This is a genomic window from Paraburkholderia sp. J11-2 (assembly GCF_905220185.1).
Classification (GTDB): domain Bacteria; phylum Pseudomonadota; class Gammaproteobacteria; order Burkholderiales; family Burkholderiaceae; genus Paraburkholderia.
On sequence record NZ_CAJMYY010000011.1, the window covers coordinates 46,556 to 64,938 of the forward strand.

Below are 18,383 nucleotides of genomic sequence, written 5' to 3' on the forward strand. Positions count from 1 at the left end.
CTCTCAGGTGTGCTTTTTTTTGCTGTTGATTGGTAATCTCGCTACCAGCGAATTCGATCGAAACGCCGCGTATAAAGAATATCGGCGCCATTGAATGTCCCGCCATACACCACCAGCGACCAGTAGCGCGAGAGGTTGATCGTGGCCTTCACCGCGTTCGAAGCCGACTGCAGGCCCTGTTCATAGCCGATCACGAGCCGCTGGTTGATGACCTTCGCGATCATCACGACTTCGGGGTCGGTCAGGCCCACCTCGCTGCGCCCGATAGAAAACTCGTCGAGGCCGATACTTTGCGCGATGCGTTTGCCCTGGGCGCTGCCAAGCAACGCGAGCGCCGTCGTCATGGCGTTCTGCTGGCCCAGGTTGTTGCCCTGGTCGGTGCCGTGCCCGAACAGCAGCCAGGAGAGCTTTTCGTTGTCGGGCACGTTCGGCTCGGAAACGAGCTTGACCACCGGCGCCTGAACCGTGCCCGTCACCTGCACGCCCGCCTCGACCTGCTGGTTGCGGCGCATGGCCAGAATGTTGATGCCCGGATTGCCGACTGGCCCGTTGAACGTGAAAAAGCCGTTCTCGATATTGAGCTTGGTGCCGAACGCGGTGTACGAGGAGCCTTCGGTCACGCGCACGTTGCCGACCGCGCGCAGCGGCACGTCCGGCGCGCTGTTGACCGAGATCAGGCCTGCCAGCCCCAGATCGGCGCCCTGGCCGCGGAAGCGGAAGTCGTGGCCAAGGTCGATCTCGACGTTCGCGCGCGGCGCAAAGCGCGGCGCGGGCTTGGTCGACGCCGTTTCTTCGATGGGCGGCCTGCCGCCTACCGTCGTGCCGTCGGGGCGCACGATCACGACGTCGTCGCCGAGCGACGGTGCGGGCAACTCGGGCATGTCGAATAGCGCGTGATCGACGGTGAACTTGCCGTCGATCTGCATGCCGCCGAGATGGCCGCCGTTGGCGATGCTCGCGCTGCCGGAGAGCGACATCTTGCGGTCGGGCGAAGCAAAGAGTTCGAGCTTGTCCGCGACGATGCTCGCCGTGAGATCGGGTTCGGCGTTGTCCAGACGCACGCGGCCCGTTGCGCGCAGCGTGCCGCTCGTCGCGCCGTGGAACTCCACCTGCTGGAAGTCGACGAGGTTCTGCGAAAGCACGATGCGGATCACACCGTCCTTCAACTCCACGCCCTGATCGACCACGGTGGCCGACAGCCCGTCGCCGACCAGCGAGCCCGTGAGATTCGGCTTCGCGACCGTACCGCCGAGCGCGAGTTGCAACGCGAGGTGGCCATCGAGCAGATAGGTCGGGCCTAACATGCCGCCCGTGTTCCTGAGCGAGGGCACGTTCGCGTTGATGGTGCCGCCAATCGGCGCTTCGTCCGTGACGGTGAGAATGCCGTCGCGCGGCGCGAGCGTCGTGTAGGCGTCGATGTCGAGCGTGCCCACGCGGCTCGCCAGCGCATGCGCCGTGAGCGTGAGGCGGTTGCCGCCGCTGAAGGCGGCGCGCACGTTGAGGTCGCCCACGCCGAGCGAGGCAAAGCCGCGGCCGACTTCGGTCGTGATGTCGCCCGAGCGGCGCTTGATCTGCACATAGCCCGTGGCCGTCTGGCCGAGCGAGAAGTCCCAGTCGCCGTCGAAGATCAGGTCGGTCCTGAGCGTGGACGGCACGCCCGTGAACTGCTGCCGGATCTGCATGATGCGCGCAAGCGACACGCCGGTGAGCGTACCCGCCGAGCGAATGCGGCCATGGTCGAGGTCGAACCCTTTCAGGTCGAGCGTCGCGCCTTCGCCCACGAGGCGTGTCGCGCCAAGCGTGACCTTGCCGGGGCCCGCGCTCACCGTCAGCGGCGATTGCAGCTTCACACCCGGCACGCCGCGGTTCTCGAGCTGCGTGAGCGTGCCGTTCCAGCGCGAGCCCTCGCGCGTGTCCTGAAGGCCGCCGTTTGCCGCCACCACAAAGTCGATCGGCTGGCCCTGCACCTTGCCCTTCGCGCTCGCGGTAAGCGTGTGCTTCGCGCGCGTACCGTCGAGGCGCGCGGTGAGCGTCGTGATATCGACGCCGGCCACGGCAATCTCGCTCGCGTCGGTGCTGAAGGCGAGCGCGCCGTCCGCGCCGTCGCGCGCGAGCGCATGGCCCTCGGCATGGCCGACGCGGTTGTCGCCGAACACCACGTGGTCGGCCTTGTAGTCGAGCGAGACGTCGGGATGCGCGAAGGTGCCGGTCACGTCGCCGTTCGCCGCGAGCTGGCCCGCTATGCCGAAGCCGAGCCGGTCGAGCTGCGGCGCATCCACGCGAAAGCGCAGGCGGTCGCCGCGCGCGCCGAAGCTGCCTTGCAGATCGACGGTATTGCCCGCAATAGAGAGGTTCGCGCGGCTTGGCAGAATGCGCGAGCCCGCCAGCTGAATGAGGCCCTCGCCCGTGAGCGGCAGGTCGTCGTAGACGCTCGGGCCGAGCTTGAACTCGGCCCTCGTCGTGAAAGCAGGCGCGAGCGTGCCGCTCGCGTTGAGTGTGCCGTTCACGCGCGCCTCGATCGGCCGGCCGGCGGGTCGCGTGGCGGGTCTGGGTCGCGCCTCGGGCGGGGCCGCCCCGCCCGGCTGGGTCTCTTTCGCGTTCTCCACGCGCTTTTGCTCGGCGGCCTGCTCGCCGGACTGCGCAGGATTGAGCGAGGGGTTCAGCGCCGGATTGAGCGCGAGATTGCGTTGCGGGTTGAGCGCGTCGGCGGCGGGCTGGGTCGCGGGATGAGCCCCAGGCGTGGGCCGCGCCCGCGCGGCCGGGGCGGGTGACTTCGCGGCCGTGCGCGCCGGTGTTTGCGGCGTGAGCGACAACGGATCGAAATTGGTCAGCACCGCCTTGAGTTGATACGTGGAGCTGGCGTCGTGCTTGAGCGCGCCCGAAAGGTCGATGCGCCCCGCACCCGAAGTCAGCCGCACGTCGTTGAGCGACAGGCGCGCGGGGTCCTGCGTGACCTTGCCCTGCACGCGCAGCGCCGCCTTCGGATCGGCGAGATCGAGCGTGACGCTCTGCACGTCGCCGTTCAGCCGCACGCCAATCGGCCCCGCGAATTGCGTGGCTCGCACGCTCGACTCGATTGCGTTGAGGTCGAGCCCGGCCACCTTCAGATCGAAGCGTCCGTCGCGCCCGCTGATCGTGCCGCCGCCGGTGATCGTCGCGTTCTTCACGAGGCGCACGGCGAGCTTCGGTATGCGCTGCGTCTTTGCATCGAGCACGACATCGGCGTGCGCGTCGATGAGCGGCAACAGCTTTTCGTCGATGGCGCCCGGCTTCGCGTTGACGATCGAGACCGCCCCCGCCACCGTGAAGCCGGCCGCATCGGACTCCACGGCGTGGTGCTTCGCTCGGCCTTTTGGCGCCGACGCCAACGCCGGAACGGATGCCGGCGTCACCGCCGAGGCCGACGCTGCGCCCGATGCCGCCGCCGCAAGCGCCGCCGGCACGCCTGCCGCGCCACCCGGCACCGGCTGCAACTGCGCACGCACCGCGAGGTCGGCGAACGGCGCGCCCGGCGCGAACGCCTGCGGATTGACGTGATCGAATGCGAGCGTTGCGCGTTGCAGCGGCACGGAAGCGAACGGCGTTGCCTCCACATGTGCGCGGCCCGTGAGCTTCATGCCGCTCGCCTCGACGTCGGCCGTGAGCGCTTCGAGCGAGCCGGCGAGATTGGCGCTGACCTGCACGTCCTCACCGTTCACCTTGCCGGCGTAGCCCAGGTCGCCCGTGAGCGCGAACGGCCGCACGCCATCGAGCTTCGCCCGCGCGTTTACCGCGCCAAAAGGCGTGTCGAGGCGCTCGATGGCGGCCTCGTGATGGCGGCCGTCACTGCGTCCGTGGAACTGGAACCGCGAGAACTCGTTGGTGGAGGTGCCTTCGTGGATCGTGAGCTTGTCCACCTGCAAATCGCGGATCTCGAGCCCGAGCGGCAGTTGCAGATTCTCAGGCAGCTTCACGGGCGAAGAAGGCTCGTGCGACGGCACGATGCGCATCTCGATGTCGCCAGCATGCAGATAGTCCACCACGAAGCGCCAGGGCTTCTGGCCGAAGCCATGCAGCTCCCATTGGCCGCCAATGCGGTCGACCTTGAGCGTGGTGCCGTCCGTGCCGCGCCAGCTCACGTTGGAAAAGCGCACACCGCTCGCGAGCGTGCCGCCTTCGAGCGTGCCCGCCAGCTTGCCGTCGAGCAGCTTGACGGCCGCGCGCCACGCGTAGGCCGTGCCGCGCTCGGTGGTCAGCACGCCATAGAGCAAGCCGGCGACCAGCCCGACCAGCAGCACCGGCACGACGATCGCCCAGGCGAGCGCCTTCCAGAGCCGCGGCCCGCGGCGCGGCGGCGGCGCACCGGCGTCCCCGCCCGCGCCCGCGCCACGCCCGCCGTCGCCACCGTCGCCACTGGGCTGAGCGCGCGCATCATCATCCGGGCTGCGCCCCGCCTCCTCCGGCGGCACCGCGAATGTGGCGGGCAGCCACGCCGAAGCCGCGAAACGACGCGCGCTCATGCGGCCACCTCGCCGTGCGGCGCAGGGGTCGTGGCGAAACGGAGCAGCGAGCGCGTCATCATCAGAAGGCGATCCCGAGAGTCAGGTAAGGACGCACGCTGTGAGTGCGAAAACCATAAGCGAGATCGAGATTGACCGGCCCGACGGGACTGCGCCAGCGCGCGCCGATACCCGCGCCCGGGTCGAAATCCTTTTCGCCCCAGGTGTCGGTGGCCGTGCCGACGTCGAAGAACGCCGCGCCGCCCCAGTCGTGGCTGAACCAGTGCTGGTACTCCGCCGACCCGGTGACGAGATACTTGGTTGGCAGGATCGAGCCCGACTGGTCGTTGCCGATGCTCTGGAACGAGTAGCCGCGCACCGAGTTCGAGCCGCCCGCACGGAACAGCAGCGACGCGGGGATGCCGCTCGACGGGCCGCTCGTGAACACGCCGCCCAGTTCCGCGCGGAACACCATGATGTCGCTGTGGCCGATCGGCAGGTATTGCTGGCCGCGCATGTAGGCGCGCAGGAAGCTTTGTTCGGCGCCCACGTTCTTGAGCGCGAGGCCCGCCTCCATGCGGATGATGTTGCCCGAGCGCGGAAAGAGCGGGTCGTCGACGTTGCGGCGCGTCCAGCCCCAGGTCGGCACGAGCGCATAGGCCCGCGACGAGGGCCCCACGTTCTGCGTGAGGCGATCGTCGTAGAACATCAGCGCGTAGGCGTAGTCGATGTTCTGCGACGTGCGCGTGCGCTGCACCCCGACCCGCGCGCTATAGATGTTCGTGTCCGAGACATCGGTGGTCGTGTAGGAAGCGACGAGGCTGTTGGTCCAGGCGCGCGGGCCCGGCGGCATCGAAAGCTGGACCTGGCCGAACTTCTGGATCTGGTCGAGCCGCCCCTGCACCTGGAACGGCCACGCCGCCCCGAACGTATTCAGGTACGTATAGGAGCCCTGGACGTGCGCGCCGGTGTCAGTCGAATAACCTACGCCACCGCGAAAGTTGTTGTACGGGAACTCGCTCACCTTTACGTGCACGGTCGTATCGACCGGTTTTTGCGTGTTGGCGTCGACGTCGATCGCCACGCTCGCGTAGTAAGGCGTGTTCTGCACCTGGCGCTGCAGTTCGGCCACGCGGTTCAGGTCGTAGATTTCGCCTGGCGAGAGCGGATTCACGTTGTCGATGATGTAGCCCGGATACCGCTGCGGGCCCGAAACGTCGAGCTTGCCCAGCGTGAAGGTCGGCCCGCTGTCGAAGGTTACGGAAAGTTGCGCGTCATGCCGCAGCGGATCGACGCGCGCCTCCGAAAAGACGATCTTGGCGCCGAGGTAGCGGCGCGCCTGCAGCGCCTTGAGCGAGGCGTTCTTGGCATCGTCCCAGCCTGACTGCGTAAAGGCGTCGCCGTCGTGCAGCGAGAACGCGAAACGCGCCGTATTCTCCTGTGCCGGGTCTTCCGTGAGCACGGGACCGCGAAAAACGAGCTTCACCGACGAAATCGTCGTGCGCGGCCCCGGGTCGACGCTCACCCGCACGTGCCGCCTGCCGTCGATCGTGCGCACGTCGGTACGCACGACCGGCGTGAAATAGCCCGCGGTCGAGGCAAGGTCGCGCACCTGCTGCGGCGTCGCGGTCACGAGGAACTCGAACTGGTCCTCGTTCACGTCGGCGCGCGTGGCAAAGCGCGCAATGTCGAGGTGCGTCTCGAGGAGCTTGCGCAGATCGCGCGGAGTGGCCTGGATGTCGACGTCGTAGTAGGTGCGCGGGCGCATCCACGGCAGGAGGGTAGTCAGGATGTCGGCCCGGGCGGGCGGCGCGACGGCAGAGAACACGGCGAGGCACATGAACAGGCATGCGGCGAGCCGTGGCCGCGCCGCCCGCGAGGGGCGCCGCCGTGCGCACAATGCATCGATCACCCATCCCGCCAAACGCCACCTCCGGCCGTCGTAGAACTGGTTGGCGCCGGTTGCGCCGCTCGCGCGCAGGGCACGGGGGGCGGCAACGGGGCGCAAACGCGTTATTTCACCACATCGGCGCGTAAAAACCCCAGGAGGAGGCGCAAAGGCGCGGCAAGACCACCGCAAAGGGAGCGGAGCACGAAAGTCGGTGCGGATGTTCCGCGGCGTTGGCTTGCGGTAAAATTGCCGCCGACAGAATTAGCGGCGCGGCGCAATCAGGCGCCCCGCCTTACTGGACGGACGTCAGCCATGTATCAGTCGGACATCACGCAGTTCATCAACCAGCTCAAGCAGCAAAAGCCGCAGCTCGAAGAACAGCAACGCAAGGGCCGCGCGCTCCTGTGGGACAAGCAGCCGATCGACCTCGACGAGCGCGAGCGCCAGCAGGCTTCGCGCGTGAAGCAAACGTCCTACGTCTACTACCAGAACTTCTGATGGCCGAGGCCGACGGGGCCGGCGCGCCGCCAGCAGGCGAGCACGCGGCCAGTCACGCGGGCCACGCGCCCGGGCAAACGCCCGGTGAGGCGCTGACCACGCCCGCGACCGACTCGACGCCCGACACGGTCGACGGCGTTGCGTTCGCACGCCTTTACGGCGAGCCGCTCTTCAAGCTCCCGCAGGACCTCTACATCCCGCCGGACGCGCTCGAAGTTTTCCTCGAAACCTTCGAAGGCCCGCTCGACCTGCTGCTGTACCTGATCCGCAAGCAGAACTTCAACGTCCTCGATATTCCGATGGCGGAGGTCACGACCCAGTACCTCGGCTACGTCGAGCAACTGCGCAAGACCAACCTCGAACTCGCGGCCGAATATCTGCTGATGGCGGCCATGCTCATCGAGATCAAGTCGCGCATGCTGCTGCCGGTCAAGAAGGCCGACACCGGCGAGGAAGCCGAGGACCCGCGCGCCGAACTCGTACGCCGCCTGCTCGAATACGAGCAGATGAAGCTCGCCGCCCAGCGCCTCGACCAGTTGCCGCAGCTCGGCCGCGACTTCCTGCGCGCCGAGGTGTATATCGAGCAGAGCATCACGCCGCGCTTTCCCGACGTGGACAGCAACGACCTGCGCGCCGCGTGGGCCGACGTCATCAAGCGCGCAAAGCTCGTCCAGCATCACAAGATCTCGCGCGAGGAGCTCTCGGTGCGCGAGCACATGAGCATCATCCTGCGCAAACTCCAGGGCGAGCGATTCATGGAGTTCTCCGAGCTTTTCGACACCACGCGCGGCGTGCCCGTCGTGGTCGTGAACTTCATCGCCATGCTGGAGCTTTCGCGCGAGTCGCTCATCGAGATCACCCAGCCCGAGCCGTTCGCGCCGATTTACGTGCGGCTCGCGTATTTGCCCGCCTGATCTATCCCCGATGTTTTCTGGGCGCGCGCCGGGACAATAAACAGGATCGCATCACGCGGGGCAGCCGCCCGGACCGCACAGCGGAACGCCAGGACAAACCCCCTATCCGAGGCGGGTGCGCGGCATTCACAAATCCACTACAATCGCCCGCGCCTGCCCGGTCTCGTCCCATATACGGGGCACACGTCATACTTGCCGCGCCACCTGCGCGGACCGGGCGCGCGACGTCCGCTCGCGGCCCTTCGTCCGGGTCTCTGGCTTGCGGCCGTGCCACCCAAGTCTTGCCCCGTGCGAGGCATAAAGCATCCGATCATGAAAGTCATTAGCTCGATTCAGGAATTGCGCGACCAGTTGCGCGGCCAAAACCGCACTGCATTCGTGCCGACCATGGGCAACCTGCACGAAGGCCATCTCTCGCTGATGCGCCTCGCGCGCCAGCACGGCGACCCGGTCGTGGCGAGCATCTTCGTCAACCGGCTGCAGTTCGGCCCGAACGAGGACTTCGACAAGTACCCGCGCACGCTCCAGGACGACATCGAGAAGCTGCAGAAGGAAAACGTCTACGTGCTGTTCGCGCCCACCGAGCGCGACATGTATCCGCAGCCGCAGGAATATCGCGTGCGCCCGCCGCACGACCTCGGCGATATTCTGGAAGGCGAATTCCGCCCCGGATTCTTCGAGGGCGTGTGCACGGTCGTCATGAAGCTGATGTCGTGCGTGCAGCCGCGCGTGGCCGTGTTCGGCAAGAAGGACTACCAGCAGCTCATGATCGTGCGCGCGATGTGCAACCAGTTCGCGCTGCCGACCGAAGTGGTCGCCGCCGAAACGGTGCGCGACGCCGACGGCCTCGCGCTCAGCTCGCGCAATCGCTACCTGACCGAGGCCGAGCGCGCCGAGGCGCCGCAACTGGCGGGCGTGTTGCGCGCGATCCGCGAGTCGGTGCTGTCGGGCCGCCGCGACTTCCAGCAGCTCGAACTCGACGCCATGGCCACGCTCGCCGCGCGCGGCTGGAAGCCCGACTACATCGCGATCCGCAAGCGCGCGAACCTGCTGCCGCCCGCGCCGGGCGTAGCCGGCGACGCGGAGTCGCCGCTCGTCGTGCTGGCCGCTGCGAAGCTGGGCGCCACGCGCCTCATCGACAACCTCGAAATCTGACGACGCGCGCGGGACGGCCGCGCCGCCGCCGCGCTCGTCCGATTCCGCCAGATTCCGCTTACCCGCGGCGGGCCGCGCGCCCGCTCGCCTGAGGAGACCCTCCATGCAACGCCATATGCTGAAGTCGAAGATCCACCGCGTCGCGGTCACGCACTGCGAACTGCACTACGAAGGCTCGTGCGCCATCGACGAAAACCTGCTCGAAGCGGCGAACATCGTCGAAAACGAGCGCATCGACATCTGGAACATCAACAACGGCGAGCGCTTCACGACCTACGCGATCAAGGGCGAACGCGGCAGCGGCATGATCTCGCTGAACGGCTCGGCCGCGCGCCGCGCGCAACTGGGCGACCTCGTGATCATCGCGGCCTTCGCGAACGTGGAAGAGGAAGAGTTGAAGGCCGGCTGGAAGCCGGACCTCGTGTTCGTGGACGAGCACAACCGCATCAAGGGCAGCCGCGACCACGTGCCCACGCAAAGCTGGAGCTGACACGCGCGTGCGGCCGGCGCGGCGCACGCGGCCCGCGCCGCCGTCGTTGCGCACTGGGTTGCCCGCTCATTTGCCCGCTGGCTTGCCGTCCACCCAGCCGATAATCGACTGCCACTGGTCGAGGTCCTTCTCGACCCGGCTCTTCGCGACGTCCCATAGCGTGAGGCCGTGCGCCGCGAGCTGCACGTAGTTCTGCGTGTCGCGCAGATAGCCCAGCACCGGCAGCTGCAGCCCCTCGACGAAGCGCTGCAGCTGCTCGGCCGAGCGCGTGCGCGCATCGACCCGCATGCCCACCACGCCCACCTGGATCGCGCCCTTGCGCACGGCTTTTTCCTTGGCGAGGCGATTCAGGAAGTCCTGGGTGGCGAGAATGTCGAACATCGAAGGCTGCAGCGGCACGATCACCTTGTCGGCCAGCTCGATGATCGCCTGGAGCCGGTTGCCGTGCAGGCCAGCGGGCGTGTCGATAACTGCGTGCTCGAGGCCCTTGGGCGGCTTCGCCGGGTTGTCCAGATCGACCTGCCAGCTTTCGATGGCCGGCAGCGTCGCGGGCCGCAGATCGAGCCAGGCGTGCGAAGACTGCTGCCGGTCGAGGTCCGCGAGCGCGACCCACTCGCCTTGTGCGGCGAAATAGCCGGCCAGATTGGTGGACAGCGTGCTCTTCCCCACGCCGCCCTTGGGATTCGCCACCACGATTACCGTCATGAATGCTCCCGTCAGGATGGCTGGCGCCTCGCCAGCCGGATTGCCGTGATTTTTGCCTGATGCCTTGTTCGATACCTGGCGAGGCGACTTGCGAACGAGCGAGCGCCCCGAATCAACCGTCCGATAATATCGGCAAATTGCGCGCCGCCGAAGTCCCCCACGTGCGCGCACCCGCATTGTTCACCGCATTGTTCACATCAAATACGGAGACTGACCGACCATGAGTACGCTACGCCACGACGTCACGATCGAAACCCTGCTCGAACGGCAACGCGGCCGCCTGCCCGATCTGCTGGGCTTTCGTCCGATCGCCCTCGAGCAAGGCCTGTTGCGCGCCGAACTCGACGTGCGCAGCGACCTGCTCGCTCCGAACGGCTTCCTGCACGCCGCCACGGTGATCGGGCTCGCCGATACGGCCTGCGGCTACGCCTGCCTCGCCCACCTGCCGCCCAACGCGAAGAACTTCACGACCATCGAGATCAAGAGCAACCATCTCGGCACCGCGCGCGAAGGCACGATCTCGGCTGTCGCGACGGGCGTGCACCTCGGGCGCAGCACGCAGGTCTGGGACGCCACGGTGAAGGGCCCGGACGGCAAGACCATCGCGCTGTTCCGCTGTACGCAGATGGTGCTTTACTGAGCCGGTCGGCCGCGCTTTTAGCCGCACTGCTTTTAGCCGCGCTTTCAGCCGATCACGCCGAACACCTTCTCCAGATCGAGGCTCGCCGCGAGCGTATCCGCCAGCCGCTCCAGCGACGCCTCGCGCAGCGCCGGGTAGTCCACCGTGCGCGCCTGCGCAAGCCCCGCCCAGCGCACGAGCGCCGCACACGCCTCGGGCGTGTCGAAGAGACCGTGCACGTAGGTGGCGAGAATCTGGCCGTCCGCCGAACGCGCGCCGTCCGGGCGCGTCGCCCCCTCGGCGCCCACGGCAAGCCTCAGCGCCGGGAAATCGAGCGCCGGCCCGTGCGTCTCGCCCATATGAATTTCGTAGCCCGCCACGCGGGCAAGCGCCGCGTGCGCGCCTTCCAGCGCGAGCGCGCCTGTCACGTTCTTCAGCGTCTTCTCGCGCGTGAGCACGGTCTCGTAGTCGAGCCAGCCGAAGCCCTCAACCGCGCCTGGCTCGCCCTCCACGCCATGCGGATCGGCAATCGCGCGCCCGAGCATCTGCATGCCGCCGCAAATGCCGATGACGCGCCCGCCATACCGCAGATGCCGCGCAAGCGCCGTCTCCCAGCCCTGGGCGCGCAGCCACGCGAGGTCGTCGCGCACGTTCTTCGATCCCGGCAGGATCACGAGATCGGCGGCGGGAGGCGCTTCGCCCGTGCGCACATACGTGAAATCGACCTGCGGGTGGGCGCGCAGCGCGTCGAAGTCGGTGTGGTTGCTGATGTGCGGCAGCGCCGGCACGACGACGCGCAGCGTCTCGCCCTCGGCCAGCGCGCCGCTGTGGGCCGCGCCCGGCAACATGTCCTCGGCGTCGAGCGTGAGGCCGTGCAGATAAGGCACGACGCCCAGCACCGGCTTGCCCGTCTGCCGCTCGAGCCAGGCGAGGCCCGGTTCCAGCAGTGTGAGGTCGCCGCGAAAACGGTTGATGACAAAACCTTTGACGCGCGCGCGCTCGCTCTCCGAAAGACAGGCCAGCGTGCCGATCAGATGCGCGAACACGCCGCCACGGTCGATGTCGGCCACGAGCACGACCGGGCAATCGACCGCCTCGGCAAAACCCATGTTCGCGATGTCGTTGGCGCGCAGGTTGACTTCGGCGGGACTGCCCGCGCCTTCCACGAACACCGTGTCGTAGCGCGCGCGCAGACGCCCATAGGATTCGAGCACGGCCTCGCGCGCGAGCGGCTTGTAGTCCTGGTACGCGCGCGCGTTGAGATTCATGCGCGCCTTGCCGTGGATGATGACCTGCGAGCCAAGATCGCTATTGGGTTTGAGCAGCACCGGATTCAGGTCGGTGTGCGCCTCGATGCCGGCGGCGACAGCCTGCAGCGCCTGGGCGCGGCCGATCTCGCCGCCATCCACGGTCACGGCGCTGTTGAGCGCCATGTTCTGCGGCTTGAACGGCGCAACGCGCGCGCCCGCGCGGCGCGCGAGGCGGCACAAGCCGGCGACGAGCGTGCTCTTGCCGGCGTCGGAGGTCGTGCCCTGGATCATCAACGTGCCGGTGGGTACACGAGGCACGGCGGGTAGCGTGGCGGTCATGAAGCGAATACGTGGGCCTGGGTTGGTCCTTCGGTGGGCCTGAAAGACACGGGAAAGCGAACGCGCATTATCCCATCGCCCCGCCGCGCCCTGCAGAACCCTAGCGCGACGTTGGCCGAACGGATGACGGTGCGTCCGACTTCAGCCGTTACAATCACGCGATGAATTCGCGCGATCTCACCTTCATCGTCGGCGGCGCGCGCTCGGGCAAGAGCGCGCACGCCGAACGCCTCGCCGCCGCAAGCGGCCTGCCGGTCACCTATATCGCCACCGCGCGCGTGACGGACGACATCGAATTCACCGAGCGCATTGGCCACCATCGCGCACGCCGGCCCGCGCACTGGGCGCTCGCCGAAGCGCCGCTCGATCTCGCGCTCGCGCTCGACGCAGCGGCGGCGCCCGGCCAATGCGTGCTGATCGACTGCCTCACGCTGTGGCTCGCGAACCTGCTGTGCCCCGCCGACTCCGACTCGCCGCTGCCCGACTGGCGCGAGCGCCTCGACGCCTTCGCTGCCGCCTGCGAGCGCGCACAAGGCACGGTGCTCGTGGTGAGCAACGAGATCGGCATGGGCGTCGTGCCGATGGGCGCGGCCACGCGCCTTTACGTGGACGAGCTCGGCCGCCTCAATCAGCGCATCGCGGCGCTTGCCGACCGCGCCACGCTCGTCGTCGCGGGCCTGCCTCTCGCGCTCAAGGCGCCGCACGGGGCCTCATGATGCTCACGCTACCCGTTACCGCCGCGCTCGCCGTGGCCGGCGTCGCCGTGGACCGCTGGCTCGGCGAGCCGCGCCGCGCACATCCGCTCGTCGCCTTCGGCCGCTACGCGAACCGCATCGAAGCGCGCCTGAACACCGGCCGCCGCGGCCGTCCGCTCGGCCTGGTCGCATGGTTCGCCGCCGTCGCGCCGCCCGTCATCGTCGCCGCGCTGTTTTGCGCGCTGCTGCCCTGGCCGCTCGCCTGGGCGTTGCATGTCGCGCTGCTCTGGTTCGCGCTCGGCGCGCGTAGTCTTACGGAACACATCGCGCCGATCGGCGCCGCTTTGGCGCGGCGCGACCTCGCCGCCGCGCGCGAGCTGACGGGCCGCATCGTCTCGCGCGACACAGCGGGCGCGGACGCCACAGCGCTTTCGCGCGCCGCCGTCGAATCGGCGCTCGAAAACGGCAACGACGCGATCTTCGGCGCGCTGTTCTGGTTCGCGATCGCGGGCGGCCCCGGTGCGCTCGCGTTCCGTCTCGCCAACACACTGGACGCCATGTGGGGTTACCGCACGCCGCGCTTCCTGCGCTTTGGCTGGGCGGCCGCGCGTATCGACGACGTGCTCAACTGGATTCCCGCGCGCCTCACCGCCGCGAGCTACGCGTTGCTCGGCGACACACGCCAGGCGCTGCACTGCTGGCGCGAGCAGGCGCATCGCTGGGAGAGCCCGAACGCGGGCCCGGTGATGGCCGCGGGCGCGGGCAGCCTGAACGTACTGCTGGGCGGCGCGGCCGTGTATCACGGCACGCTGGAGGAGCGCCCGGCGCTCGGCGCGGGCTCGCCGCCGCGCGCGCAGCACGTGGATGCGGCGCTACGGCTCGTCGAGCGCACCACCATCCTGTGGCTCGCGGCGCTGCTCGCACTGGCCTTCGTGAGCGTGGCGACCCATGTCTGAGCATCCCGCCGCTCTCGTCGCACACGGCGGCAATCTGCACGAAGCCGCCGAGCGTTACGGCATCGCGTGGGACGCCTGGATCGATCTCTCCACCGGCATCAACCCGCATGGCTATCCGGTGCCGCCCGTGCCGCCAACAGCATGGCGGCGTCTGCCCGACGACGGCGACGGCTTCGCCGCGTGCGCCGCGCGCTATTACGGCGCGCCAGACGCTCACCATGTGCTGCCCGTGGCGGGCAGCCAGGCCGCAATCCGCGCGCTGCCCGCGTTGCTGCCGCTTGCGCGTGTAGCGATCGCGCCGCTCACCTACGGCGAATACGCGCCGGCGTTCGCGCGCGCGGGCCATGAAATCGTGCCGCTCGACGTCGTGCACGACACGCTGCCCGATAGCGTCACGCATGCCGTCGTGGTGAACCCCAACAATCCGACGGCCACGCACCTTGCTGCCGCGCGCCTGCTGCATTGGCATGCGCAACTCGCGTCGCGCGGCGGTACGTTGATCGTCGACGAAGCGTTTGCCGATGCGTTCGGGCACGAGCAATCCGAAACGCTTGCGCACGCAACCAATCGCGATGGACTCGTCGTGCTGCGCTCGCCGGGCAAATTCTTCGGGCTCGCCGGCGTGCGCTGTGGTTTCGCACTCGGCGCACCCGCGCTGCTGGCCGCGCTACGGGCGCATCTGGGCGCATGGACCGTGAGCGGACCCGCACGCCACGCCGTCACCCATGCGTTCGAAGACAGTGCGTGGCAAAACGCAATGCGCGTGTGGCTCGCCGCCGAGAGCGCACGCCTCGTTGCGCTGTTGCGCGCTCACGGCTTCGCGCCGCACGCCACGCCGCTTTTCGCGTGGATCACAGACTCGCGCGCGGCAGCGCTGCAAGACGCGCTCGCGCGACGCGCGGTGTGGACGCGCCGTTTTGACGCGCCGGCCAGCTTGCGCTTTGGCCTGCCCGCCTCCGAAGACGAGTGGCAACGCGTCGAAAGTGCGCTCGAACAGGCCGTACGGGCGATCGGCTGATGCGCGCGGCGATCCTCGCGTTATCGCTTGCCGTCGCGGCGCTCGGACCCTGCACCGCAAATGCAACCGTCACCGCCATCGACGACACAGGCAACACCGTCACCCTTGCGGCTCCCGCACAACGCGTGGTGAGCCTCGCGCCTCACGTGACCGAGCTGCTCTATGCCGCGGGCGGCGGCACGAAACTGGTCGGCGCCGTGGCTTACAGCGATTACCCGCCTGAAGCACAAAAGGTGCCGCGCGTAGGCGACAATCGAGCGCTCGACCTCGAACGCATCGCCGCGCTCAAGCCGGATCTCATCGTGGTCTGGCGTCACGGCAACGCGCAGCAACAGCTCGATCGTCTGCGCGATCTGCACATCCCGCTCTTTTTCAGCGAGCCGCATAAGCTCGACGATGTCGCGACCTCGCTCACGCGCCTTGGCGTGTTGCTCGGCACCGAATCCACGGCGCAGGCTGCGGCAAGCACCTACCGGCGCGATATCGCGCAGCTACGCGCACGCTATGCGCAGCGCGCGAGCGTGAGTGTGTTCTACGAAGTCTGGGATCAGCCGCTGATGACGATCAACGGTTCGCACATGATCAGCGACGTGATCGCGCTGTGCGGCGGCCGCAACGTGTTCGCGACACTCGATCCGCTCGTGCCGACGGTTTCCACGGAAGCCGTGCTCGCCGCCAATCCGGAGGCAATCGTCACCGCTTCGCAAGGCGCGACTTCGCCCGACCGCCCGCTGCCGGGCCTCGAGCGCTGGCGCGCCTGGCCCGCGCTCACCGCTGTTGCACGCGGCGATCTCTTCGCCATCGACGGCGATCTGCTCACGCGCCCCGCGCCGCGCATCGCCCAGGGCGCGGCACAACTGTGCAAGGATCTCGACCTCGCCCGCTCGCGCGACGCCACGGCGCATTGATTCGATCTCCGAAGCGATTTACTACGCGTTCCAGCGCGAAAGCAGCCACTGTGCGCTAGAAGCGTCGTAGCGCAGGCAGACGATGGCGCCCATCTCCAGCGGCCAGCGCACGCAGCGCGCGAGCGGCGTGCCGAGCGCGCGCGCCGTGACCGCGCGTATCACGCCCGCATGCGTCACGGCCCAGACGGTGGACTTCTCGTGCGCCTCGAGCGCGCCGAACCACTCGCTCACGCGCGCATCGAACTGCGCAACGCTCTCCCCGCCGTGTTCGCGCGCGTGCTCGAAATTCGCGGCCCATGCGTCGATTTGCGCGCGTTCGATTGCGTCCCAGCGCTGCATCTCCCACGCGCCGAAATCCATTTCAGCCAGGCGTGCTTCGGCTTGCGGCGTGTGGCCGCGCACGCCGGCAAGTACGGCCGCCACGCTCGCGCAGCGCGTGAGCGGGCTCGTTTCAATCCGTTGCGGTTCGCGCACGCCGAGCGCAGCAAGCCGCTCGGCCAGCAGCGCCGCCTGCTGCGTTGCGTCGCCCGCGAGCGCCACGTCGCTCGCGCCGTAGCACACGCCCGCGTCCACAGCCACGGCGGGATGGCGGATCAGAACGAGATCCATGCGAGCCCCACGAGGTAGATGGCGATCTCGAACACCTGCTGCGCGAAGCCGAGGCAGTCGCCCGTATAGCCGCCAATGCGGCGCACGAAGTAGCGCGCGAGCGCGTAGCGCAGCACGGCGAGCACGACGAGCGTCGCCACGCCCGCGCGCCAGTCAGGCGCACCGGACCACGGCCAGAACAGCCACGGCAAGCCGAACACACACGCGCACAGCCACGCGGACGCACTCATGCGCTGCGCAACGGGCTTGGCCTTGCCCTCGGGGCGCACGTACTCGAGCGAGACGAGATAGCTGATCGCGCACGCACGGCTCGCCGCGTGACCGGCGATCATCAGCATCGCGGCGCGCGCGGGGGGCAGCGCGGCAAGCGTCTGCCACTTCAGCGCCAGCGCCACCACAAGCCCAATCGCACCGAACGCGCCGATGCGTGAATCGTGCATGATGCGCAGCACGTCCTCACGTGTGTACGCGCCGCCGAATGCGTCAAGGCAGTCGGCAAGGCCGTCCTCGTGGAAGGCGCCCGTCGCGAGCAGCGTGAGCGCCATCGACAGCAGCACGGCCACGCTCGCGGGAAACACGCGCAAGGCGGCGAGATAGACGAGCGCCCCGAGCGCGCCGATCAACGCGCCGACGAGCGGAAAGTAGCGCGCCGCCGCATTGAGCCACGCTGGCTCGAAGCCAACCCAGCGCGGCACCGGCACGCGCGTGAAATAGCCCAACGCCGTGAAGAAATAGCGCAGTTCCGCAAGCGGGTTCATCGCGCGGCGCTCAGGCGTGTCGGTCACTGCGATCGTCGACGCCGGCCGACTCGAAGCTCGCCATTTCGTTCAGGAACGCCACCGCCGCGCGCAGCAGCGGCACGGCGAGCGCCGCGCCGGTTCCCTCGCCCAGACGCAGATCGAGCGTCAGCAGTTCGCGCGCGCCGAAGTGATCGAGCATGCGGCGGTGCCCTGCTTCGTTCGATGCATGCGCAAACACGCAGTAGTCGCGCACGTTTGGCGCAAGCGAGTCGGCCACGAGCAGCGCCGAGGTCGCGATAAAGCCGTCCACGAGAATCGCCATGCGCGAGCGCGCCGCTTCGAGGTACGCACCCGCCATCATCGCGATCTCAAAGCCGCCGAACGCGGCGAGCACGTCGAGCGGCTCACGCGCGTCGGCATGATGCGCGAGCGCCGCCGCGAGCACGTTGCGCTTTTTCGCGAGGCCTGCATTGTCGAGGCCCGTGCCGCGCCCGACGCATTCATCGATCGGCACGCCGCACAGCCGGCTCATCAGGCACGCTGCCGACGACGTGTTCGCAATGCCCATCTCGCCAAAGCCGATCACGTTCGTTCCGAGCGCCGCGTGGTGGCGAACGCGCTCCGCGCCCGCCGCGAGCGCGGCGAGTGCTTCGTCGCGTGTCATGGCGCGCTCGCGCGCGAAGTTGCGTGTGCCTTGCGCGATGGGCACATCGACGAGCGCGGGCGACGGCGGCAGCAGCGTCGCCACGCCTGCGTTGACGACTTCGAGCGTGAGCCCTGCCACACCGCTGAACGCGTTGATGGCCGCGCCGCCCGCCACGAAGTTCGCGACCATCTGCGCGGTCACGGCCTGCGGGTACGGGCTCACGCCTTCAGCGGCAATGCCGTGGTCGCCCGCGAACACGATCATCACGGGACGCGCGACGCTCGGGCGCGTCGTGCCCTGGATCATGCCAAGCTGGCGCGCCAGCGTTTCGAGGCGGCCAAGACTGCCGGGGGGTTTGGTCTTCGTGTCGATGAGGCGTTGCAGTTCGTCGCGCAACGAGATGTCGAGCGGTTCGACGGCGAGCAGTTCGGTAAGCGATGACATCATGGTGTGTTTCGTTTCGAAGTGATGC

Annotated in this window: 16 protein-coding genes; 9 read left to right on the forward strand and 7 right to left on the reverse strand. The window is 68.4% G+C overall.

All coding sequences use genetic code 11. The features are described 5' to 3' along the window. Positions 1 to 41 precede the first annotated feature (41 nt). Both U5A57_RS17000 and U5A57_RS17005 read right to left on the reverse strand, forming a co-directional pair. Positions 42 to 4,499, reverse strand: coding sequence for a translocation/assembly module TamB domain-containing protein (locus U5A57_RS17000; protein WP_321912726.1), 4,458 nt, complete (start codon positions 4,497 to 4,499; stop codon positions 42 to 44). Between the two features lie 61 nt (positions 4,500 to 4,560). Then, entirely contained in the window at positions 4,561 to 6,318 is a 1,758-nt protein-coding gene (locus U5A57_RS17005; protein WP_415765569.1) for an autotransporter assembly complex protein TamA, read from the reverse strand. 363 nt (positions 6,319 to 6,681) lie between these two features. On the opposite strand from U5A57_RS17005, the gene U5A57_RS17010 reads away from it, so the two are divergent. The 4 genes from U5A57_RS17010 to panD all read left to right on the forward strand — a co-directional run bounded on the left by U5A57_RS17010 (position 6,682) and on the right by panD (position 9,426). Beyond that, a complete protein-coding gene (locus tag U5A57_RS17010; protein ID WP_069265440.1) occupies positions 6,682 to 6,867 on the forward strand; it encodes a DUF3460 family protein in 186 nt (61 codons plus the stop codon). Then, complete coding sequence (locus tag U5A57_RS17015) at positions 6,867 to 7,781, forward strand: ScpA family protein (protein WP_321912729.1); 915 nt, start codon at positions 6,867 to 6,869, stop codon at positions 7,779 to 7,781. Before U5A57_RS17010 ends, U5A57_RS17015 begins: the two co-directional genes overlap by 1 nt. Before the next feature lie 312 nt (positions 7,782 to 8,093). Continuing rightward, complete coding sequence (gene panC, locus U5A57_RS17020) at positions 8,094 to 8,936, forward strand: pantoate--beta-alanine ligase (protein WP_321912730.1); 843 nt, start codon at positions 8,094 to 8,096, stop codon at positions 8,934 to 8,936. Between the two features lie 103 nt (positions 8,937 to 9,039). Continuing rightward, positions 9,040 to 9,426: an aspartate 1-decarboxylase gene (panD, locus tag U5A57_RS17025; RefSeq protein WP_321912732.1), complete on the forward strand. Its 387-nt coding sequence runs from the start codon at positions 9,040 to 9,042 to the stop codon at positions 9,424 to 9,426. Positions 9,427 to 9,492: 66 nt separating this feature from the next. Here panD and U5A57_RS17030 read toward each other — a convergent pair whose 3' ends face one another. Next, positions 9,493 to 10,131: a ParA family protein gene (locus U5A57_RS17030; protein WP_321912734.1), complete on the reverse strand. Its 639-nt coding sequence runs from the start codon at positions 10,129 to 10,131 to the stop codon at positions 9,493 to 9,495. Between the two features lie 220 nt (positions 10,132 to 10,351). Here U5A57_RS17030 and U5A57_RS17035 point away from each other — a divergent pair, with 220 nt between their 5' ends. Beyond that, positions 10,352 to 10,771 carry a PaaI family thioesterase gene (locus tag U5A57_RS17035; protein ID WP_321912735.1) on the forward strand — a complete coding sequence of 140 codons (420 nt, stop codon included), beginning with the start codon at positions 10,352 to 10,354 and terminating at the stop codon, positions 10,769 to 10,771. 44 nt (positions 10,772 to 10,815) lie between these two features. Here the strand turns inward: U5A57_RS17035 and U5A57_RS17040 are convergent, their stop codons facing one another. After that, positions 10,816 to 12,339 (reverse strand): cobyric acid synthase, encoded by a 1,524-nt coding sequence (locus U5A57_RS17040; RefSeq protein ID WP_321912737.1) that lies wholly within the window; start codon positions 12,337 to 12,339, stop codon positions 10,816 to 10,818. A 161-nt stretch (positions 12,340 to 12,500) separates the two neighbouring features. On the opposite strand from U5A57_RS17040, the gene cobU reads away from it, so the two are divergent. From cobU to U5A57_RS17060, 4 genes are read left to right on the forward strand one after another with little or no spacing between them, the layout of a single operon-like run. Next, positions 12,501 to 13,055, forward strand: a complete 555-nt coding sequence (cobU, locus tag U5A57_RS17045; protein WP_321912738.1) for a bifunctional adenosylcobinamide kinase/adenosylcobinamide-phosphate guanylyltransferase — start codon at positions 12,501 to 12,503, stop codon at positions 13,053 to 13,055. Continuing rightward, a complete protein-coding gene (cbiB, locus tag U5A57_RS17050) occupies positions 13,055 to 13,990 on the forward strand; it encodes an adenosylcobinamide-phosphate synthase CbiB (protein WP_321912993.1) in 936 nt (311 codons plus the stop codon). Before cobU ends, cbiB begins: the two co-directional genes overlap by 1 nt. Beyond that, positions 13,983 to 15,008, forward strand: coding sequence for a threonine-phosphate decarboxylase CobD (gene cobD / locus U5A57_RS17055; RefSeq protein ID WP_321912739.1), 1,026 nt, complete (start codon positions 13,983 to 13,985; stop codon positions 15,006 to 15,008). The genes cbiB and cobD overlap by 8 nt, the downstream gene beginning before the upstream one ends. Continuing rightward, positions 15,008 to 15,916, forward strand: coding sequence for a cobalamin-binding protein (locus tag U5A57_RS17060; protein WP_321912740.1), 909 nt, complete (start codon positions 15,008 to 15,010; stop codon positions 15,914 to 15,916). Before cobD ends, U5A57_RS17060 begins: the two co-directional genes overlap by 1 nt. A 21-nt stretch (positions 15,917 to 15,937) precedes the next feature. Here the strand turns inward: U5A57_RS17060 and cobC are convergent, their stop codons facing one another. Genes cobC through cobT form a run of 3 tightly spaced genes read right to left on the reverse strand, consistent with a single transcriptional unit; the run spans position 15,938 to position 18,355 of the window. Further along, positions 15,938 to 16,525: an alpha-ribazole phosphatase gene (gene cobC / locus U5A57_RS17065; protein WP_321912742.1), complete on the reverse strand. Its 588-nt coding sequence runs from the start codon at positions 16,523 to 16,525 to the stop codon at positions 15,938 to 15,940. Then, positions 16,510 to 17,283, reverse strand: coding sequence for an adenosylcobinamide-GDP ribazoletransferase (locus U5A57_RS17070; RefSeq protein WP_321912995.1), 774 nt, complete (start codon positions 17,281 to 17,283; stop codon positions 16,510 to 16,512). Before U5A57_RS17070 ends, cobC begins: the two co-directional genes overlap by 16 nt. Before the next feature lie 10 nt (positions 17,284 to 17,293). Further along, positions 17,294 to 18,355: a nicotinate-nucleotide--dimethylbenzimidazole phosphoribosyltransferase gene (cobT, locus tag U5A57_RS17075; RefSeq protein WP_415765567.1), complete on the reverse strand. Its 1,062-nt coding sequence runs from the start codon at positions 18,353 to 18,355 to the stop codon at positions 17,294 to 17,296. Positions 18,356 to 18,383 lie beyond the last annotated feature (28 nt).

Coding starts and splice junctions, on each gene's coding strand:
- U5A57_RS17060 (WP_321912740.1), top strand. CDS start 15,008: ATGCGCGCGGCGATCCTCGCGTTATCGCTTGCCGTCGCGGCGCTCGGA.
- U5A57_RS17070 (WP_321912995.1), bottom strand. CDS start 17,283: ATGAACCCGCTTGCGGAACTGCGCTATTTCTTCACGGCGTTGGGCTAT.
- U5A57_RS17005 (WP_415765569.1), bottom strand. CDS start 6,318: ATGTGCCTCGCCGTGTTCTCTGCCGTCGCGCCGCCCGCCCGGGCCGAC.
- U5A57_RS17000 (WP_321912726.1), bottom strand. CDS start 4,499: ATGAGCGCGCGTCGTTTCGCGGCTTCGGCGTGGCTGCCCGCCACATTC.
- cobU (WP_321912738.1), top strand. CDS start 12,501: ATGAATTCGCGCGATCTCACCTTCATCGTCGGCGGCGCGCGCTCGGGC.
- U5A57_RS17010 (WP_069265440.1), top strand. CDS start 6,682: ATGTATCAGTCGGACATCACGCAGTTCATCAACCAGCTCAAGCAGCAA.
- U5A57_RS17015 (WP_321912729.1), top strand. CDS start 6,867: ATGGCCGAGGCCGACGGGGCCGGCGCGCCGCCAGCAGGCGAGCACGCG.
- U5A57_RS17035 (WP_321912735.1), top strand. CDS start 10,352: ATGAGTACGCTACGCCACGACGTCACGATCGAAACCCTGCTCGAACGG.
- cobC (WP_321912742.1), bottom strand. CDS start 16,525: ATGGATCTCGTTCTGATCCGCCATCCCGCCGTGGCTGTGGACGCGGGC.
- panD (WP_321912732.1), top strand. CDS start 9,040: ATGCAACGCCATATGCTGAAGTCGAAGATCCACCGCGTCGCGGTCACG.
- cobD (WP_321912739.1), top strand. CDS start 13,983: ATGTCTGAGCATCCCGCCGCTCTCGTCGCACACGGCGGCAATCTGCAC.
- U5A57_RS17030 (WP_321912734.1), bottom strand. CDS start 10,131: ATGACGGTAATCGTGGTGGCGAATCCCAAGGGCGGCGTGGGGAAGAGC.
- cbiB (WP_321912993.1), top strand. CDS start 13,055: ATGCTCACGCTACCCGTTACCGCCGCGCTCGCCGTGGCCGGCGTCGCC.
- U5A57_RS17040 (WP_321912737.1), bottom strand. CDS start 12,339: ATGACCGCCACGCTACCCGCCGTGCCTCGTGTACCCACCGGCACGTTG.
- panC (WP_321912730.1), top strand. CDS start 8,094: ATGAAAGTCATTAGCTCGATTCAGGAATTGCGCGACCAGTTGCGCGGC.
- cobT (WP_415765567.1), bottom strand. CDS start 18,355: ATGTCATCGCTTACCGAACTGCTCGCCGTCGAACCGCTCGACATCTCG.